This window comes from Streptacidiphilus sp. MAP5-3 (genome assembly GCF_041262505.1).
Lineage (GTDB): Bacteria > Actinomycetota > Actinomycetes > Streptomycetales > Streptomycetaceae > Streptacidiphilus.
In genome coordinates this window covers 239,852-256,919 of record NZ_JBGCCL010000001.1, presented here as the reverse complement: position 1 = coordinate 256,919, position 17,068 = coordinate 239,852, and the positions used below count along the sequence as shown (strand labels likewise).

Annotated in this window: 14 protein-coding genes and 1 tRNA gene; 13 read left to right on the top strand and 2 right to left on the bottom strand. The window is 70.8% G+C overall.

Features of this window, described 5'->3' with window-relative positions; all coding sequences use genetic code 11:
* Positions 1–11: 11 nt before the first annotated feature.
* Both ABH928_RS01155 and ABH928_RS01150 read right to left on the bottom strand, forming a co-directional pair.
* Entirely contained in the window at positions 12–614 is a 603-nt protein-coding gene (locus tag ABH928_RS01155) for a Uma2 family endonuclease (protein ID WP_370060895.1), read from the bottom strand.
* 206 nt (positions 615–820) lie between these two features.
* Positions 821–892: transfer RNA gene (locus tag ABH928_RS01150), tRNA-Arg, on the bottom strand.
* A 141-nt stretch (positions 893–1,033) separates the two neighbouring features.
* On the opposite strand from ABH928_RS01150, the gene ABH928_RS01145 reads away from it, so the two are divergent.
* The 13 genes from ABH928_RS01145 (at position 1,034) to glyA (ending at position 17,034) form a co-directional block, all read left to right on the top strand.
* Positions 1,034–1,513 (top strand): response regulator, encoded by a 480-nt coding sequence (locus ABH928_RS01145; RefSeq protein WP_370060894.1) that lies wholly within the window; start codon positions 1,034–1,036, stop codon positions 1,511–1,513.
* A gap of 135 nt (positions 1,514–1,648) precedes the next feature.
* Entirely contained in the window at positions 1,649–3,382 is a 1,734-nt protein-coding gene (gene argS, locus ABH928_RS01140) for an arginine--tRNA ligase (protein ID WP_370060893.1), read from the top strand.
* A gap of 151 nt (positions 3,383–3,533) precedes the next feature.
* Positions 3,534–4,931, top strand: coding sequence for a diaminopimelate decarboxylase (gene lysA, locus ABH928_RS01135; protein WP_370060892.1), 1,398 nt, complete (start codon positions 3,534–3,536; stop codon positions 4,929–4,931).
* 229 nt (positions 4,932–5,160) lie between these two features.
* The gene (locus tag ABH928_RS01130) at positions 5,161–6,456 is read left to right on the top strand and encodes a homoserine dehydrogenase (protein ID WP_370060891.1); all 1,296 of its coding nucleotides are present in this window, start codon (positions 5,161–5,163) and stop codon (positions 6,454–6,456) included.
* Positions 6,457–6,462: 6 nt separating this feature from the next.
* Entirely contained in the window at positions 6,463–7,539 is a 1,077-nt protein-coding gene (gene thrC / locus ABH928_RS01125; RefSeq protein ID WP_370060890.1) for a threonine synthase, read from the top strand.
* Positions 7,540–7,850: 311 nt separating this feature from the next.
* A complete protein-coding gene (thrB, locus tag ABH928_RS01120) occupies positions 7,851–8,798 on the top strand; it encodes a homoserine kinase (protein ID WP_370060889.1) in 948 nt (315 codons plus the stop codon).
* Between the two features lie 546 nt (positions 8,799–9,344).
* Positions 9,345–11,477: a transcription termination factor Rho gene (gene rho / locus ABH928_RS01115; protein WP_370060888.1), complete on the top strand. Its 2,133-nt coding sequence runs from the start codon at positions 9,345–9,347 to the stop codon at positions 11,475–11,477.
* Between the two features lie 244 nt (positions 11,478–11,721).
* Positions 11,722–11,946 (top strand): 50S ribosomal protein L31, encoded by a 225-nt coding sequence (rpmE, locus tag ABH928_RS01110; RefSeq protein WP_370060887.1) that lies wholly within the window; start codon positions 11,722–11,724, stop codon positions 11,944–11,946.
* Positions 11,947–12,068: 122 nt separating this feature from the next.
* Positions 12,069–13,142: a peptide chain release factor 1 gene (gene prfA / locus ABH928_RS01105; protein ID WP_370060886.1), complete on the top strand. Its 1,074-nt coding sequence runs from the start codon at positions 12,069–12,071 to the stop codon at positions 13,140–13,142.
* Between the two features lie 74 nt (positions 13,143–13,216).
* Entirely contained in the window at positions 13,217–14,083 is an 867-nt protein-coding gene (prmC, locus tag ABH928_RS01100; protein WP_370060885.1) for a peptide chain release factor N(5)-glutamine methyltransferase, read from the top strand.
* Between the two features lie 15 nt (positions 14,084–14,098).
* Positions 14,099–14,746, top strand: coding sequence for an L-threonylcarbamoyladenylate synthase (locus tag ABH928_RS01095; protein WP_370060884.1), 648 nt, complete (start codon positions 14,099–14,101; stop codon positions 14,744–14,746).
* Between the two features lie 17 nt (positions 14,747–14,763).
* Positions 14,764–15,423 carry a protein-tyrosine-phosphatase gene (locus ABH928_RS01090; protein ID WP_370061847.1) on the top strand — a complete coding sequence of 220 codons (660 nt, stop codon included), beginning with the start codon at positions 14,764–14,766 and terminating at the stop codon, positions 15,421–15,423.
* A 315-nt stretch (positions 15,424–15,738) separates the two neighbouring features.
* Entirely contained in the window at positions 15,739–17,034 is a 1,296-nt protein-coding gene (glyA, locus tag ABH928_RS01085; protein WP_370060883.1) for a serine hydroxymethyltransferase, read from the top strand.
* Positions 17,035–17,068: the final 34 nt, after the last annotated feature.

Genomic DNA, 17,068 nt, shown 5'->3' with positions numbered 1-17,068 from the left:
CGAGTGCGGCGTCACTGCCCCTGCGCGCAGTGACGCCGCAGCGTGATCGCAGTGAGGTCGAGGTCGAGGGCGAACGGCACCGCGGTCTTCAGACGGTCGTGGAAGATGCCGGTTGGGGCGTAGACCCGGGTAGCGGGTTCGAGCTCGAAGACGTACACCACGGCTCGGCCCCTGTCGTTCTCCACTCGCCAGTAGTGGGGAATACCGGCCCTGGCGTACTTCATCGGCTTGGTCTCCCGATCCCGGGAGGTGGACTCGGGGGAGACCACCTCGATCGCCAGCCTGACCGAAGAAGCCGGGAATCGGGTCTGCTCGGGATCCACGATTGCGTCGCCGCTCACGACAATGACACCCGGCCGGTTCTGCCCGTCGATGTCGATGGTGAACTCCCGGACCACTTCCAGATCTGGCGGAGCCACAGCTTCCAGCCCCTGCTTGAGGAAATCGATGGCCCGGACGTGGAAAATGGTCTGCGGACTCACGCGGACGAGGCTCCCGTCGATCAGCTCCGTGTGCGGAGGCAGATTGGGAAGCCGGTCGAGATCGTCGGCGGTCCAACCGCCCTCAGGCGGGATCGGCCAGTTGGGCTCGGATGCCTCGGGCAGGACGCTCATCGGTGCTCCCATGGGACGGAGTCTCGCCGTTGCTTCCAGCCTAGCGTCGGGCTTCCGGTAGGAATCGCACCAACGCGTGAGAAGGAGGGGCGCCGTTGACTTGGGCTTCAGCCACCCCTGAGTGACTGAAGCTCCCCTGGAAATGACGAAGGCCCAGACTCACCGGGCATCCCGGTCATCTGGGCCTGTGCGTGCTTCGTGCGAAGTGCCCCCGGTAGGATTCGAACCTACGCACCCGCCTCCGGAGGGCGGTGCTCTATCCCCTGAGCTACGGGGGCGCACTGTCTTGCGACGTGGAGAACACTACCAGTCCAGACCGCCTGCTCGTGCACGTGGTTTTCGGAAGGGGACGTAACCAGTTCCGGCGGAAGTCCCCAAAACGGAGACGGAGTGTGGTTCCTCCGCATACCCTCAGTGATGTGTCAGGCGAGTCGGGGCGGGTGCTGGTTGTCGACGACAGCGCGGTGATCCGCCAGCTGATCAGGGTCAATCTGGAGCTCGAGGGCTTTCAGGTGGTGACCGCCGTGGACGGGGCCGAGTGTCTGGACGTGGTGCATGCGGTGCAGCCGGATGTGATCACGCTGGACGTGGTGATGCCCCGTCTGGACGGTCTGCGGACGGCGGCGCGGCTGCGGGCCGATCCGCGGACGAGTCATCTGCGGATAGCGATCGTCAGTGCCTGTACGCAGCTGGACCTGGAGCGCGGGGAGTCCGCCGGCGTCGACGGCTATCTCGCCAAGCCATTCGAGCCCATGGAACTGGTCTCCCTGGTGCGGCGGTTGGCCTGCGGCCAGGAGCGCCGCGGTCGTCGCGGCGCGGCCGGCGGAGCGCAGGTGCTCGGCGGTGGCGGAGCGGCGGGCGGCCGGACCGGTGTCGGGCGGGCGCGTCGTTCGCTGTGAGCGAACGTTCCGGGCCGGATCGCAAGCGCAGGTGGATGCGCAGCGACCGCCGGATCCCGCTCGCCGGGTGGACGCGGTGTCTCACTCGGCAGAACTGATGCCAGGGAAGGCCCGCCTCTCGCCTAGGCTTGCCCCGTGACACCCGCAGAGCTTTCCCAGGCAGTCCAGGATGCCGTCCGCGCCGCCGTCGAGGCGGGCGAGATGACCGTCGCCGTCCCCGAGACGGTGACCGTCGAGCGGCCCAAGAACCGCGACCACGGCGACTACGCCACCAACGTCGCGCTCCAGTTGGCCAAGGCCGCCGGCAAGCCGCCGCGACAGGTGGCCGAGCTGGTCGCCGCCAGGCTCCGAGAGCTGCCCGGGATTGCGAAGATCGACATCGCCGGTCCGGGCTTCATGAACGTCACCCTCGACGCCGCCACCCAGGGCGAGCTGGCCCGCACCATCGTCACCGAGGGCGCGCACTACGGCCACGGGGATGCCTTCGCCGGGCTGAAGATCAACCTGGAGTTCGTCTCCGCTAACCCCACCGGCCCGATCCACATCGGCGGTGTCCGCTGGGCGGCCGTCGGCGACTCGCTCGCGCGCATCCTGCGCGCCTGCGGCGCGGACGTGACCACCGAGTACTACATCAACGACGCCGGCGTGCAGATCTCCAAGTTCGGCACGTCGCTGCAGGCCGCCGCCAACGGCCGTCCGGTGCCCGAGGACGGCTACGTCGGCGAGTACATCAACGACATCGCCGCGGAGATCGTCAAGGAGAACCCGGGCATCCTCGACCTCTCCAAGGGCGAGTCCAACGCCGAGTCCAAGGGCGAGCCCAACGCCGACCCCAACGCCGAGCCCAACGGCGATGCCGAGGACGAGCAACTGCAGAAGTTCCGCACCGAGGGCCTGCGCCTGATGGTCGCCGAGATCCAGCGCTCCATGGCCGAGTTCGGCGCCCACTTCGACGTCTGGTTCTCCGAGAAGTCGCTGCACGACTCCGGCGCCGTCGAGAAGGCCGTCGACCGGCTCCGCGAGCAGGGCCACGTCTTCGACAAGGACGGTGCGGTCTGGCTGCGGACCACCGACTTCGGTGACGACAAGGACCGCGTCCTGATCAAGGCGGACGGCGACACCACCTACTTCGCCTCCGACGCCGCGTACTACCTGAACAAGCGCGACCGCGGCAACGACGTCACCGTCTACATGCTCGGCGCCGACCACCACGGCTACGTCAACCGCCTCAAGGCCATCGCGGCCTGCGCCGGTGACGACCCGTCGCACAACATCGAGGTGCTGATCGGGCAGTTCGTGAAGATGCTCAAGGACGGCGAGGAAGTTCGCATGTCCAAGCGGGCCGGCAACATCATCACCATCGACGACGTCGTCGACTGGATCGGCGTGGACGCCGCCCGCTACTCGCTGGCCCGCGTCCCCACCGACTCGACGCTCACCCTCGACATCGACGTGCTCACCAGCCAGTCGAACGAGAACCCGGTCTTCTACGTCCAGTACGCCCACGCCCGGATGTCCTCGGTCGCGCGCAACGCGGCCGAGCTGGGCATCGACAAGGGCGCGGCGGAGGACTTCCGGCCGGAGCTGCTTGCGACCGAATGGGAGAACCAACTCCTCGGCCGTCTCGGCGAGTTCCCCGGTGTGCTGGCCTCCGCCGGCGAGCTGCGGGAGCCGCACCGCGTCGCCCGCTACCTGGAGGAGCTGGCCCGCGACTACCACCGCTTCTACGACAACTGCCGGATCCTGCCGCGTGGTGACGAGGAGGTCACCGACCTGACGCGCGCCAGGCTCTGGCTGGCGGAGGCCACACGAACGGTCATCGCCAACGGTCTCGGGTTGTTGGGCGTCTCCGCCCCCGAACGCATGTAATCCGCGCGAGGGGCCCGAAACCGTCAACCCGGACGACGGTTTCGGGCCCCTCGCGCAAGTGGGCCCCACGGCAGTCGGTGACCGACGAGTAACCAACAGCAGTTGTGGAGCGCGCAAGCACAGCAGCAGAACAGCAGGGAGAACCGAAGCAATGAGCCGTTCCGCCCACCCGGCCGGACCCCGTCACGGCGACGTGCTGCCCGAGGGCCACTACGCCGCGCCGCCCGCCGACCTCAACCTGCTGGACCCGAAGGTCTGGTCCAAGACCGTCACCCGTGACGAGGCCACCGGCGCGGTGACCGTCGCCGGGCTGGACGTCCGGGCGCTGGCCGAGCAGTTCGGCACCCCCGCCTACATCCTCGACGAGGAGGACTTCCGGTCCCGCTGCCGCGCCTGGCAGCAGGCCTTCTCGCACCTGGACGCGGACGTCTACTACGCGGGCAAGGCCTTCCTCTCCCGCGCCGTGGTCCGCTGGCTGCACGAGGAGGGCCTCAGCGTCGACGTCTGCAGCGGCGGTGAGCTGACCGTCGCGCTCTCCGCCGGCATGCCGCCGGAGCGGATCGCCTTCCACGGCAACAACAAGACCCGCGCCGAGCTGGAGCACGCGGTCAAGTCCGGGATCGGGCACGTGGTCGTGGACTCCTTCGAGGAGCTGGTCCGGCTGGCCTGGGCCGCCGACCAGCAAGGCGTGCGGCAGAAGATCCTGCTCCGGGTCACCGTCGGCGTCGAGGCGCACACCCACGAGTTCATCGCCACCGCGCACGAGGACCAGAAGTTCGGCTTCTCCCTGACTGGCGGTCAGGCCGCCGAGGCGGTGCGCCGGGCGCTGACGCTGGACGGCGTCGAGCTGGTCGGCATCCACTCGCACATCGGCTCGCAGATCTTCGACATGGCCGGGTTCGAGGTCGCGGCCCGCCGCGTGGTCGGCCTGCTGGCCGAGGTCAAGCACGAGCACGGTGTCGAGCTGCCCGAGATCGACCTCGGCGGCGGTCTCGGTATCGCCTACACCAGCGAGGACGATCCGCGCGAGCCGCAGGAGATCGCCACCGCGCTGACCGGGATCGTCCGCCGCGAGTGCGCCGCCGAGGGCCTGGCCATCCCGCGTCTGTCGGTCGAGCCGGGCCGCGCGATCGTCGGCCCGACGGCGTTCACGCTCTACGAGGTCGGCACGATCAAGCCGCTCGAGGGCCTGCGCACCTACGTCAGCGTCGACGGCGGCATGTCGGACAACATCCGTACCGCGCTCTACGACGCCGAGTACAGCGTGGCGCTGGTCTCCCGCGCCTCGGACGCGGAGCCGATGCTGAGCCGCGTGGTCGGCAAGCACTGCGAGTCCGGCGACATCGTGGTCCGCGACGCGTTCCTGCCCGACGACCTGGCCCCCGGCGACCTGCTGGCCGTGCCCGCCACGGGCGCGTACTGCCGGTCGATGGCCAGCAACTACAACCACGCGCTCAAGCCCCCGGTGGTCGCGGTCCGCGACGGCCAGGCCCGGGTCATCGTCCGCCGCGAGACGGAGGAGGACCTGCTCCGCCTCGACGTGGGCTGAGCGGCGGGCTGAGATACGGCCCGGTCAGCGTGTCGCTCCGGACGGCGGCGAGAGGATTTGCTGCCGTCCGGTATCGACCAGCGGAATTTGCGTCTCAGTCCGTGGAACAACAGGAAGATCGGCGGCCCGGTCGCCGAGACTTGAGACAGAACAGCACGACACACACGTACAGACATACGTACAGAACAGCACGTTCCCCAGTGGTCAAACCCGTGCAGAACGGAGTCGGATGATGCGTACGCTCAAGGTGGCGCTCCTCGGTTGTGGAGTAGTGGGCTCCGAGGTGGCGCGCATCATGACGACGCACGCCGCCGATCTGGAGGCGCGCATCGGGGTGCCCGTGGAGCTCGCAGGCGTGGCCGTACGCCGGGCCGGACGCGCCCGTCCGGGCGTGCCGGAGCACCTGATCACCACCGACGCCGAGGCGCTGGTCAAGCGCGGCGACATCGACGTCGTGATCGAGGTGATCGGCGGTATCGAGCCGGCGCGTTCACTGATCGTCTCGGCATTCGAGAACGGCGCGTCCGTCGTCTCCGCCAACAAGGCGCTGCTCGCCGCCGACGGAGCCGCCCTGCACGCCGCCGCGGCCAAGGCCGGCGCGGACCTGTACTACGAGGCCGCCGTGGCCGGTGCGATCCCGCTGATCCGCCCGCTGCGCGAGTCCCTGGCCGGTGACAAGGTCAACCGGGTGCTGGGCATCGTCAACGGCACCACCAACTTCATCATGGACAAGATGGACAGCACCGGCGCGGGCTACTCCGAGGCGCTGGAGGAGGCCACCGCGCTCGGCTACGCCGAGGCCGACCCGACCGCCGACGTCGAGGGCTTCGACGCCGCCGCCAAGGCCGCGATCCTGGCCGGTATCGCCTTCCACACCCGGGTCACCGCCGGCGACGTCTTCCGTGAGGGCATCACCGAGGTCACCGCCGCCGACATCGCCTCCGCCAAGGCGATGGGCTGCGTGGTGAAACTGCTCGCCATCTGCGAGCGCTCCAAGGACGAGAACGGCGAGGAGTCGGTCACCGCCCGCGTCCACCCGGCGATGATCCCGCTCAGCCACCCGCTGGCCTCCGTGCGCGGCGCCTACAACGCCGTCTTCGTCGAGGCGGACGCGGCCGGTCAGCTGATGTTCTACGGCCCCGGCGCCGGCGGCGCGCCGACCGCGTCCGCCGTGCTCGGCGACCTGGTCGCGGTCTGCCGCAACAAGGTGGGCGGTGCGACGGGACCGGGCGAGAGCGCGTACGCTCAGCTCACCGTCAACCCCATGGACGACGTGGTCACCCGCTACCACGTCAGTCTGGACGTCGCCGACAAGGCAGGTGTCCTCGCCCAGGTCGCCACGGTCTTCGCCGAGCACGGGGTGTCCATCGACACCGTCCGCCAGCAGGGCCGGGACGGCGATGCCTCGCTTGTCGTCGTGACGCACCGCGCCACTGACGCCGCGCTGTCCGCCACCGTCGCCGAACTGCGCACTCATGACCACGTCCGTGGCGTGGCCAGCATCATGCGTGTCGAAGGGGAGTAACCCGATATGAGCACCACCCTCCAGCACACCCCTCAGTGGCGCGGCCTCATCGAGGAGTACCGCGACCGGCTCCCGGTCACCGCCGCAACGCCCGTGGTGACGCTGCTCGAGGGCGGCACACCGCTCGTCCCGGCCCAGCTGCTCTCCGAGCGCACGGGCTGCGAGGTCTACCTCAAGGTCGAGGGTGCCAACCCGACCGGGTCCTTCAAGGACCGCGGCATGACCATGGCCATCTCCAAGGCCAAGGAGGCGGGCGCGCAGGCGGTCATCTGCGCGTCCACCGGCAACACCTCGGCGTCCGCGGCGGCGTACGCGGTCCGGGCGGGGATGGTCTGCGCGGTGCTGGTGCCGCAGGGCAAGATCGCGCTGGGCAAGATGGGCCAGGCGCTGGTCCACGGCGCGAAGATCCTCCAGGTGGACGGCAACTTCGACGACTGCCTGACGCTGGCGCGCGACCTGTCCGACAAGTACCCGGTGGCGCTGGTCAACTCGGTCAACCCGGTCCGGATCGAGGGCCAGAAGACGGCCGCGTTCGAGATCGTCGACATGCTGGGTGACGCCCCCGACATCCACGTGCTGCCGGTCGGCAACGCGGGCAACATCACCGCCTACTGGAAGGGCTACCGCGAGTACGCGGCGGACGGCATGGCGACGAGGACGCCGCGCATGTTCGGCTTCCAGGCGTCCGGCTCCGCCCCGATCGTGGACGGCGCGCCGGTCCTCAAGCCGCAGACGATCGCCACCGCGATCCGCATCGGCAACCCGGCCTCGTGGGACTACGCGATCGCCGCACGCGACGAGTCGGGCGGCCTTATCGACAAGGTGACGGACCGACAGATCCTCTCCGCCTACCGGCTGTTGGCCTCCCGCGAGGGCGTCTTCGTGGAGCCGGCCTCGGCGGCGTCGGTCGCGGGTCTGCTCCAGGCCCACGAGCAGGGCCTGATCGACCCGGGCCAGCGGATCGTCTGCACGGTCACCGGCAACGGCCTCAAGGACCCCGACTGGGCGGTCGCTGGCGCGCCCCAGCCGACGGTCGTCCCGATCGACGCCGCGGCAGCGGCGGAGCGTCTCGGTCTGGCCTGAGTGCTTCGCTCCCGCAGGTAGCCGCACCGTCCGGGGCGCGGGGCTGTGCCGATACGTGGCGGAGCCCCGCGCCCCTGCGGCGGCGCCGCACGTCAGCAGGGCCGCACATCAGTAGAGCCGCACATCAGGAGCGCCCGCGCCCCTGAGCATCCGCCTGGTTCCCCGTCCGGACAGGCAGACACACCTCGTGTCGAGGTGTACCGCTGAACAGCCCCTTTTCGCTACCCTGGCGTCATACCCCAAGCGCATGCGCTGATTTGCACGCTTGCATCGGGTTTCGTCGTACCCACTCCCGCAGGAGAGTCCACGCAATGGCAGGCCCCGCCTTCCGCGCCGCCGCAGTACGGGTGCGGGTTCCCGCGACCAGCGCCAATCTCGGGCCCGGCTTCGACTCCTTCGGCCTCGCCCTCGGCCTCTACGACGACCTCGTCGTGCGCGTCGCCGACGCGGGTCTGCATGTCGACATCGCCGGTGAGGGCGCGGACACGCTGGCCCGCGACGAGCGCCACCTCGTCGTCCGCGCGATGCGCGCCACCTTCGACCGGCTGGGCGGACAGCCGCGCGGTCTCGAAGTCGTCTGCGCCAACCGCATTCCGCACGGACGCGGACTCGGCTCCTCCTCCGCCGCCATCTGCGCCGGCATCATGGCCGCGCGTGCGGTGACCGTCGGCGGAACCGACGCCCTCGACGACGCCGCGACGCTCGCGCTGGCCTCGGAGATCGAGGGTCACCCCGACAACGTCGCCGCCTGTCTGCTCGGCGGCTTCACCATCGCCTGGACCGACGACTTCGACGGCGAGGGGACGCCGACGCCCGGCTCGGGCGCGCACGCGGTCACCCTCACGCCGAACCGCGAGGTCGTTCCCGTGGTCTTCATTCCCGGGGACCCGGTGCTGACCGAGGTCGCACGTGGTCTGCTGCCCGGGACCGTCCCGCACGCCGACGCCGCCGCCAACGTCGGCCGCGCCGCGCTGCTGGTGGAGGCCATCACCCGGCGTCCGGAGCTGCTGCTCCCCGCGACCGAGGATCGGCTGCACCAGGACTACCGCACTCCGGCGATGCCGCAGAGCGCCGCGCTGGTCGCGGGCCTGCGTGCGGAGGGAATCGCCGCCGTGATCTCCGGCGCCGGACCGACGGTGCTGGCCCTGACGGACGCGAGCACGGCCGAGAAGGTGCTCGGTTTCGCGGGCGAGGGCTGGGCCGCGCACCGGCTGGCGCTGGACACCGAGGGAGCCGCGGTACTGCCGTTGTCGCAATGACACGTCGATCCGCACCGGGAGATCTGCCCAGGGATCTCCACGGGGCAGATCTCCACAGGCAGATCTCCACAGGATCCACAGGTCGGGGCGGATCTGCGAACGGCGGTGCCGGGAATACCTCGGGAAAGTGGGGACACGATTGACACTCGCAGAGTGGGGGAATGTTTGTTGGGTCCAGTAGTGTTAATCTCATGTCAGCACCAGGGGCCCTGCGGGGCCGGGTGCGCGGCGTCCCCACCGTTGGGACAGCAATTCTCCGGGAGCCCGCCACATCGCGTACGCAGCCTGCCTGCGCCATTGTGACCGCATCCCGACGCCGTGTCGGCTAAAGAACCGCCTCCGAGCAGGGGCCTGGAGCCGGAGCCGTACACGCGCAGGGGGCCCGGACGCGTTCGTGCGCAGCGCCATTGACACTGACACATCGCACGTACGCAGTGGGTTCCATCGTTTTATCGCAGCCACGCCCTGCCAAAAGACCACAGGGCGGACAGCACGACCGGTCGCCGAGCCAGAAAGGCCGACGTCCGCTCCAGGGAAGGACCCTTCGTGAGCGACACCACCGATCTGATGGGCGCGCGCCCGGACGCTGACGCGTCGGACGCCGGCACGGCCCCCGCGCCGAAGCGCCGTCGGACCACGGGCACCGGGCTGAACAGCATGGTGCTCGCCGAGCTGCAGCAGCTCGCCTCCGGCCTCGGCATCAGCGGCACCGGCCGGATGCGCAAGAGCCAGTTGATCGATGCCATCAAGGAGAAGAGCGGCGGCGACCCGCTGCTCGCCGCCTCCGCCGCGGCTCCCGCCGCGAAGCGTGCCTCCTCACGCTCCGCCGCCGCTGCCACGCCGGCTGCCGACGACGCCACCGAGACCGCGCCCGCCGCCCCGGCCCGCCGCACGACGCGGTCCCGCGCCGCCGCTGCCGCGCCCGCCGAGCAGCAGATCGAGATCCCGGTGCAGAGCAAGGCCGAGAGCGCGCCCGCCACGGTCGGCGCCACCGCTGCGCCCACCACCGCGGAGCGTCCGGCGCGTCGCAGCCGTCGTGCCACCGCTCCGGCGGGTTCGCCCGAGGGCGCCCCGGCCGCCGCCGCGACCGGTGTCGCGACCGAGGCCGCGCAGGCCTCCGCCCAGGCCGCGCCGGCTCAGGCGCAGGCTCCGGCCGCCGCCGAGTCCGCCCAGTCGGCTCAGGCTGCGACCGGGACCGAGACCCGTGAGCGCGGCGAGCGCGGTGACCGTGCCGACCGCGGTGACCGCGGCGAGGGCCGTGAGGGCCGTCGCGAGCGCCGTAGCCGTCGCGACCGCCGTGAGCAGCAGGGCACCGACGGCGGCCAGCCCCAGCAGGGCCAGGACGGCAACCGTCAGGGCCGTCAGCAGGGTGGCCAGGGCGGCCAGGAAGGTGGCCGTCAGCAGGGTCGCCAGGGCGGCCAGAAGGACACCGACTTCGAGGACGACGAGTTCGGCGGTCGGCGCCGTGGCCGCTACCGCGACCGCAACCGCCGTGGCCGTGACCGTGGTTACGAAGGTCCGGCCGAGCCGCAGGTCGGCGAGGACGACGTCCTGATCCCGGTCGCCGGCATCCTGGACATCCTGGACAACTACGCCTTCGTCCGGACCTCGGGCTACCTCGCCGGTCCGAACGACGTCTACGTCTCGCTGGCCCAGGTGCGCAAGAACGGTCTGCGCAAGGGTGACGCCATCACCGGCGCCGTCCGCCAGCCGAAGGACGGCGAGCGCCGCGAGAAGTTCAACGCGTTGGTCCGCCTCGACTCGGTCAACGGCACGGACCCGGAACCCGGCCGCAACCGGCCTGAGTTCAACAAGTTGACGCCCCTGTACCCGCAGGACCGGCTCCGCCTGGAGACCGACCCGGGCGTGCTGACCACCCGCATCATCGACCTGGTCGCACCCATCGGTAAGGGCCAGCGTGGTCTGATCGTCGCGCCGCCGAAGACCGGCAAGACGATGATCATGCAGGCGATCGCCAACGCGATCACCCACAACAACCCCGAGACCCACCTGATGGTCGTCCTCGTCGACGAGCGTCCGGAAGAGGTCACGGACATGCAGCGCTCGGTCAAGGGCGAGGTCATCTCCTCGACCTTCGACCGTCCCGCCGAGGACCACACCACCGTCGCCGAGCTCGCGATCGAGCGCGCCAAGCGTCTGGTGGAGCTGGGCCACGACGTGGTCGTGCTGCTGGACTCCATCACCCGCCTGGGCCGCGCCTACAACCTGGCGGCGCCGGCCTCCGGCCGCATCCTGTCCGGTGGTGTCGACTCGACCGCGCTCTACCCGCCGAAGAAGTTCTTCGGCGCCGCGCGCAACATCGAGAACGGCGGCTCGCTGACCATCCTGGCCACCGCGCTGGTCGAGACCGGCTCGCGCATGGACGAGGTGATCTTCGAGGAGTTCAAGGGCACCGGCAACATGGAGCTCAAGCTCGACCGGAAGCTCGCCGACAAGCGCATCTTCCCCGCGGTGGACGTGGACCCGTCCGGCACGCGTAAGGAAGAGATCCTCATGTCGCCGGACGAGCTGCGGATCGTCTGGAAGCTGCGCCGGGTGCTGCACGCGCTCGACTCGCAGCAGGCGATCGAGCTGCTGCTGGACAAGATGAAGCAGACCAAGAGCAACGCCGAGTTCCTCATGCAGATCGCGAAGACGACCCCGGGCCAGGACGACTGACCCGACGCTCCGCGCTCAGCACTGCGACCCCGGGCCCGAAAGGGCCCGGGGTCGCGGGCTTTTCCTCAGGCACAGGGGCCGGTCGCACGGTCCGGGGGCGCAACTCCGGGCCCCGGAATATCCGTGGCCCGAACCCCGTTTTGGAGCATGACGGCAGTCCCTGGCAGACTGGTACGTCGGTCCCGGTTCACGCGCGGCAGCCCGCCGCACGACCCGGTGCCCTCCCAGAACATAGGAGCATCCCTTGAAGGCCGAGATCCACCCCACCTACGTGGTCACCCAGGTCACCTGCACCTGCGGCAACGAGTTCACCACGCGCAGCACCGAGCAGTCCGGCGTCATCCGCGCCGAGGTCTGCTCCGCCTGCCACCCGTTCTACACCGGCAAGCAGAAGATCATGGACACCGGTGGCCGCGTGGCCCGCTTCGAGGCCCGCTTCGGCAAGAAGCACGCCGCCAAGCAGCAGTAGCGGCCTTTCGGCGCCGGCCGGGCGTACCCGTGGTTTCCCGGGTGCGCCCTGGTCGGCGCCGTTCGCGTTGACGAGAAGGTTTCACCGGTTCCATCCCACTTGCGGAAGAAGGCCCAGCTCCCATGTTCGAGGCAGTCGAGGAGCTCCTCAACGAGCACGCGACGCTTGAGGAGCGTCTTGCCGATCCGGCCGTGCACGCCGACCCGGCCGCCGCGCGTCAGTTGACGAAGCGCTACGCCGAGCTGACGCCGATCACCAAGGTCTACCGCGAGTGGCGTCAGACCGGCGAGGACATCGAGACCGCCCGCGAGCTCGCCGAGGCGGACCCGGAGTTCTACGCCGAGATCAAGGCCCTTGAGGCGCAGCGCGAGGTGCTCACCGAGCGCCTGCGGATGCTGCTGGTGCCGCGTGACCCGAGCGACGACAAGGACGTGCTGCTGGAGGTCAAGGCGGGTGAGGGCGGCGAGGAGTCCGCGCTCTTCGCGGGAGACCTGCTGCGCATGTACCTGCGCTACGCCGAGAAGCAGGGCTGGAAGACCGAGATCATCGACGCCAACGAGTCGGACCTCGGCGGCTACAAGGACGTCCAGGTCGCGGTGAAGTACCGCGGTGGCAACCCCGAGCCCGGCCAGGGCGTCTGGGCGCGGCTGAAGTACGAGGGCGGTGTGCACCGCGTGCAGCGCGTGCCGGCCACCGAGTCGCAGGGCCGGATCCACACCTCCGCCGCGGGCGTGCTGGTCACGCCGGAGGCCGAGGAGGTCGAGGTCGAGGTCAACGCGAACGACCTGCGCATCGACGTGTACCGCTCGTCCGGTCCGGGTGGCCAGTCGGTCAACACCACCGACTCCGCCGTGCGCATCACGCACCTGCCGACCGGTATCGTCGCGTCCTGCCAGAACGAGAAGAGCCAGCTCCAGAACAAGGAGCAGGCCATGCGGATCCTCCGCTCCCGTCTGCTGGCGGCGGCGCAGGAGGAGGCGGACCGTGAGGCCAGCGACGCCCGCCGGAGCCAGGTCCGCTCGGTGGACCGCTCGGAGCGGATCCGCACCTACAACTTCCCGGAGAACCGGATCTCCGACCACCGCACCGGTTACAAGGCGTACAACTTGGACCAGGTGCTCGGCGGCGAGCTCGACCCGGTGATCCAGTCCGCCGTCGACCAGGACGCCGCCACGCGGCTCGCCGAGGCGACCTGAGCCCGTCGGCCGCACCGGCGCTCCGCCGCCGGCGCAGCGAGTAGAACCCGAAGGACCGCAAGAGAGGCACGCACGTGAACCTCCTCCTCGCCGAGGTGGCCCAGGCCACCCAGCGGCTGGCTGCCGCAGGCGTGCCCTCGCCGCGTTTCGACGCGGAGGAGCTCGCGGCCTTCGTCCACGACGTCAAGCGCGGCGAGCTGCACGCCGTCAAGGACGCCGACTTCGACGCCCGTTACTGGGAGGCCGTCTCCCGTCGCGAGGCGCGCGAGCCGCTGCAGCACATCACCGGGCGGGCGTTCTTCCGCTACCTGGAGCTCCAGGTCGGCCCCGGGGTCTTCGTGCCGCGTCCGGAGACCGAGTCGGTGGTCGGCTGGGCGATAGACGCCCTGCGCGACATGGACGTGGCCGAGCCGCTGGTGGTCGACCTCTGCACCGGCTCGGGCGCGATCGCGCTGGCGCTGGCCCAGGAGGTGCCGCGCAGCCGGGTCCACGCCGTGGAGATGTCCGACGACGCCTACGCGTGGGCCCGCCGCAACGTCGACGCCAGTCCGGACGCGTCCCGGATCGAGCTGATCCGCGGCGACGCGACCAAGGCGTTCGTCGACCGGCCCGAGCTGAGCGGCCAGTTCGACCTGGTCATCAGCAACCCGCCGTACATCCCGCTGACCGAGTGGGAATACGTCGCGCCGGAGGCTCGCGACCACGACCCCGAGATGGCACTCTTCTCCGGCGAGGACGGTCTCGACACCATCCGCGGCATCGAGCGCGTGGCCGCGCGGCTGCTGCGGCCCGGGGGAGTGGTCGTCGTCGAGCACGCGGACACGCAGGGCGGTCTGGTGCCGTGGATCTTCCGCGAGGAGGCGGGCTGGACCGACGCCGCCGACCACCGCGACCTGAACAACCGCCCCCGCTTCGCCACCGCGCGCCGCGCCGTCCTCTAGGAAGGGATTCCACCGATGAGTCGTCGTTACGACTGCGCCGACGCGACCGAGCGTGCCGCCGGTCTGCGCGAGTCCGCCTCCGCGATCCGCCGGGGCGAGCTGGTGGTCATCCCCACCGACACCGTCTACGGCCTGGCCGCCGACGCCTTCTCCGCGGACGCCGTGGGCGAGCTGCTGGCCGCCAAGGGCCGCGGCCGGAGCATGCCCAGCCCCGTCCTGGTCGGCTCGCCGACCACGCTGCACGGGCTGGTCACCGACTTCTCCGAATCGGCGTGGGAGCTGGTCGACGCGTTCTGGCCGGGCGGGCTCACCCTGGTCGCCCGTCACCAGCCGTCGCTGCGCTGGGACCTCGGCGAGACCCGCGGCACGGTCGCGGTCCGGATGCCGCTGCACCCGGTCGCCATCGAACTGCTCAACACCACCGGCCCGCTGGCCGTCTCCAGCGCCAACCTGACCGGCGGCCCGTCCCCGGCGACCTGCGACGCCGCCCAGGAGCAGCTCGGCCAGAGCGTCTCGGTCTACCTCGACGGGGGCCGTGCGGACCACGCGGTCCCGTCGTCCATCGTCGACGTGACCGGCAAGGTCCCCGTGCTGCGGCGCGCGGGCGCGGTGTCGCTGGAGCAGCTCCGGGAGGTCGTACCCGACCTGGAGGCCGGGAGTTGACCGGTCGCGTCCGGCCGATACGCCCCACTCCGCGTCCCTACGCCCACGGCGCGGAGCAGCGCGTCGGAAGATTCCGGATCCTCTACGTCTGCACGGGCGGAGTCTGTCGCTCGCCCATCGCCGAGCGGCTGACCCTGCATGAGCTGACGGTCCGTCTGGGCGGGCGCGTGGGTTCGGAGATATCGGTGGAGAGCGCCGGCACCTGGGGCCACGAGGGCGCTCCGATGGAGTCCAACGCGGCGGAGATCCTCGGCGAGTTCGGCGCGGACCCGTCCGGCTTCATCGGCCGCGAGTTGCTCGACGAGCACGTCATCGAGGCCGACCTGGTGCTGACCGCCACCCGCGACCACCGGGCCCAGGTCATCTCCATGGGCCACGACGCCGGCATGCGCACCTTCACCCTGAAGGAGTTCACCCGCCTCGTCCGGGCCATCGACCCGGCGACCCTGCCCGACGACTCCGTCGAGCCCGGCGCGCTGGCGGAGCGGGCACGCGTCCTCGTCCGCGCGGCGGCGGCGCTGCGCGGCTGGCTCCTGGCGGCTTCGCCGGAGGCGGACGAGGTGGACGATCCGTACGGGGCGCCGTTGGGCATGTTCCGCAACTGCGGATCGGAGATCTTCGACGCGCTGGACCCGATCGTCACCGCGCTCACGGGCGTTACCCGGGTTCGGGTCTGAGCACGGTCCGTTCGGGCAGAGCGGACGTTGCACTTTCCCATGGGCGCGGGGCTCTGCTTGATCAACTGCGTGCGCGAGCCACCACCCGGTGCGGATGGCCCTGCTCGTTCGGCGTGCCAGGTCCGCCGGTGGCTTCTCGCGCCCGCGCGGCGGAGCCGCATATCCGCAGAGCCCCGCGCCCCGCAGGTGTGCAACGGCCTCGCCGCGCATGAGTCCCCGCGCCCCGCAGTAGCGCAACTGGCCCTATGCGGGCGTGTGCGCACGGGCGTCTCTGCCGCCTCCGGCGTACCGTTTGCACCGGAGGTGAGCGCGGCCATGGCGACCCTGGTGACGAGCGACGAACCGGCGCGGGCTGCTGCCTTCCCTGACGAGCCGGATCCCGCCCTGGACGCGCTGCTCGACGCCGAGCGGGACCGCCGCCGGACGCAGATCCAACTGCTCGCCGGAGAGAACTTCTCCTCCCCCCGTGTGCACGCGCTCCTCGGGAGCGACTTCGCGGACAAGTACGCCGAGGGCTACCCGGGCATGCGACACCACACCGGCTGCGGCCCCGCCGACGCGGTCGAAGAGCTCGCCGTCGAGCGCGCCAAGGCGCTCTTCGGGGCCGACCACGCCAACGTGCAGCCGCACTCGGGGACCGGCGCCGTGCTCGCCGTGGCAGCGGCCCTGCTGCGGCCGGGGGATTCCGTGCTGGCGATGTCGCTCGCGCACGGCGGGCACCTCACCCACGGCTCGTCGGCGAACTTCTCCGGACGCTGGTTCTCCGTCACCGGATACGGCGTGCGCGAGAGCGACGGGCTGATCGACCTCGACCAGGTGCGCGACCTGGCGCGCACCGTGCGCCCGAAGGTGCTGGTCGCCGGGGCGATCTCGTACCCGCGGGCGATCGACTGGGAGGCGTTCCGGTCCATCGCCGACGAGGTCGGCGCGCACTTCGTCGCCGACGCCTCGCAGACGCTCGGGCTCTCCGCCGGTGGGACGATCCCGTCGCCGGTGCCGTACGCGGACGTGGTGTGCGGGGTCACGCACAAGGTGCTGGGCGGTCCGCGGGGCGGACTGCTGCTCTGCACCAGGGAGTTGGCCGAGCGGATCGACCGGGCCGTCTTCCCCTTCATCCAGGGCGGGCCGATGGTCGACCAGCTCGCCGCCAAGGCCTACGCGCTCGGACGCGCGGCCACGCCCGCCTTCACCGCGTACACGCGCCGCTGCGTGGTGAACGCCCAGGCGCTGGCCGCCGCGCTGGACGGGTACGGCCTGCGCCCGCTGACGGGCGGGACCGACACCCACCTGGTCACCGTCGACGCCCGCGCGCTCGGGCTGACCGGACGGGAGGTGGAACAGCGGTGCGAACGGGCGGGTCTGCTGCTCGGGCACTGCGCCGTCCCGTTCCAGGAGGTACCGCCCGCGTCCGCGTCGGGGGTCAGGCTGGGGACACTCTGTGTGACGACGCAGGGGATGGATGAGCCGGAGATGTCCGAGATCGCCCTCCTCATCCGCTCCGCAATTCAGGAACCGGATTCCGGATCGGTCGCCGAACGTGTGCGTGCCCTGGCGGAGCGTTTCCCTACCCTGTCGACAAAACCGCAATGCGGGGAGTCGGCGTCTCTCTGATTAGGGTGTGCCCGTGACGCACCTTGATTCCGGC

Coding starts and splice junctions, on each gene's coding strand:
- glyA (WP_370060883.1), top strand. CDS start 15,739: ATGGCGACCCTGGTGACGAGCGACGAACCGGCGCGGGCTGCTGCCTTC.
- thrC (WP_370060890.1), top strand. CDS start 6,463: ATGAGCACCACCCTCCAGCACACCCCTCAGTGGCGCGGCCTCATCGAG.
- thrB (WP_370060889.1), top strand. CDS start 7,851: ATGGCAGGCCCCGCCTTCCGCGCCGCCGCAGTACGGGTGCGGGTTCCC.
- ABH928_RS01130 (WP_370060891.1), top strand. CDS start 5,161: ATGATGCGTACGCTCAAGGTGGCGCTCCTCGGTTGTGGAGTAGTGGGC.
- lysA (WP_370060892.1), top strand. CDS start 3,534: ATGAGCCGTTCCGCCCACCCGGCCGGACCCCGTCACGGCGACGTGCTG.
- ABH928_RS01155 (WP_370060895.1), bottom strand. CDS start 614: ATGAGCGTCCTGCCCGAGGCATCCGAGCCCAACTGGCCGATCCCGCCT.
- ABH928_RS01095 (WP_370060884.1), top strand. CDS start 14,099: ATGAGTCGTCGTTACGACTGCGCCGACGCGACCGAGCGTGCCGCCGGT.
- prfA (WP_370060886.1), top strand. CDS start 12,069: ATGTTCGAGGCAGTCGAGGAGCTCCTCAACGAGCACGCGACGCTTGAG.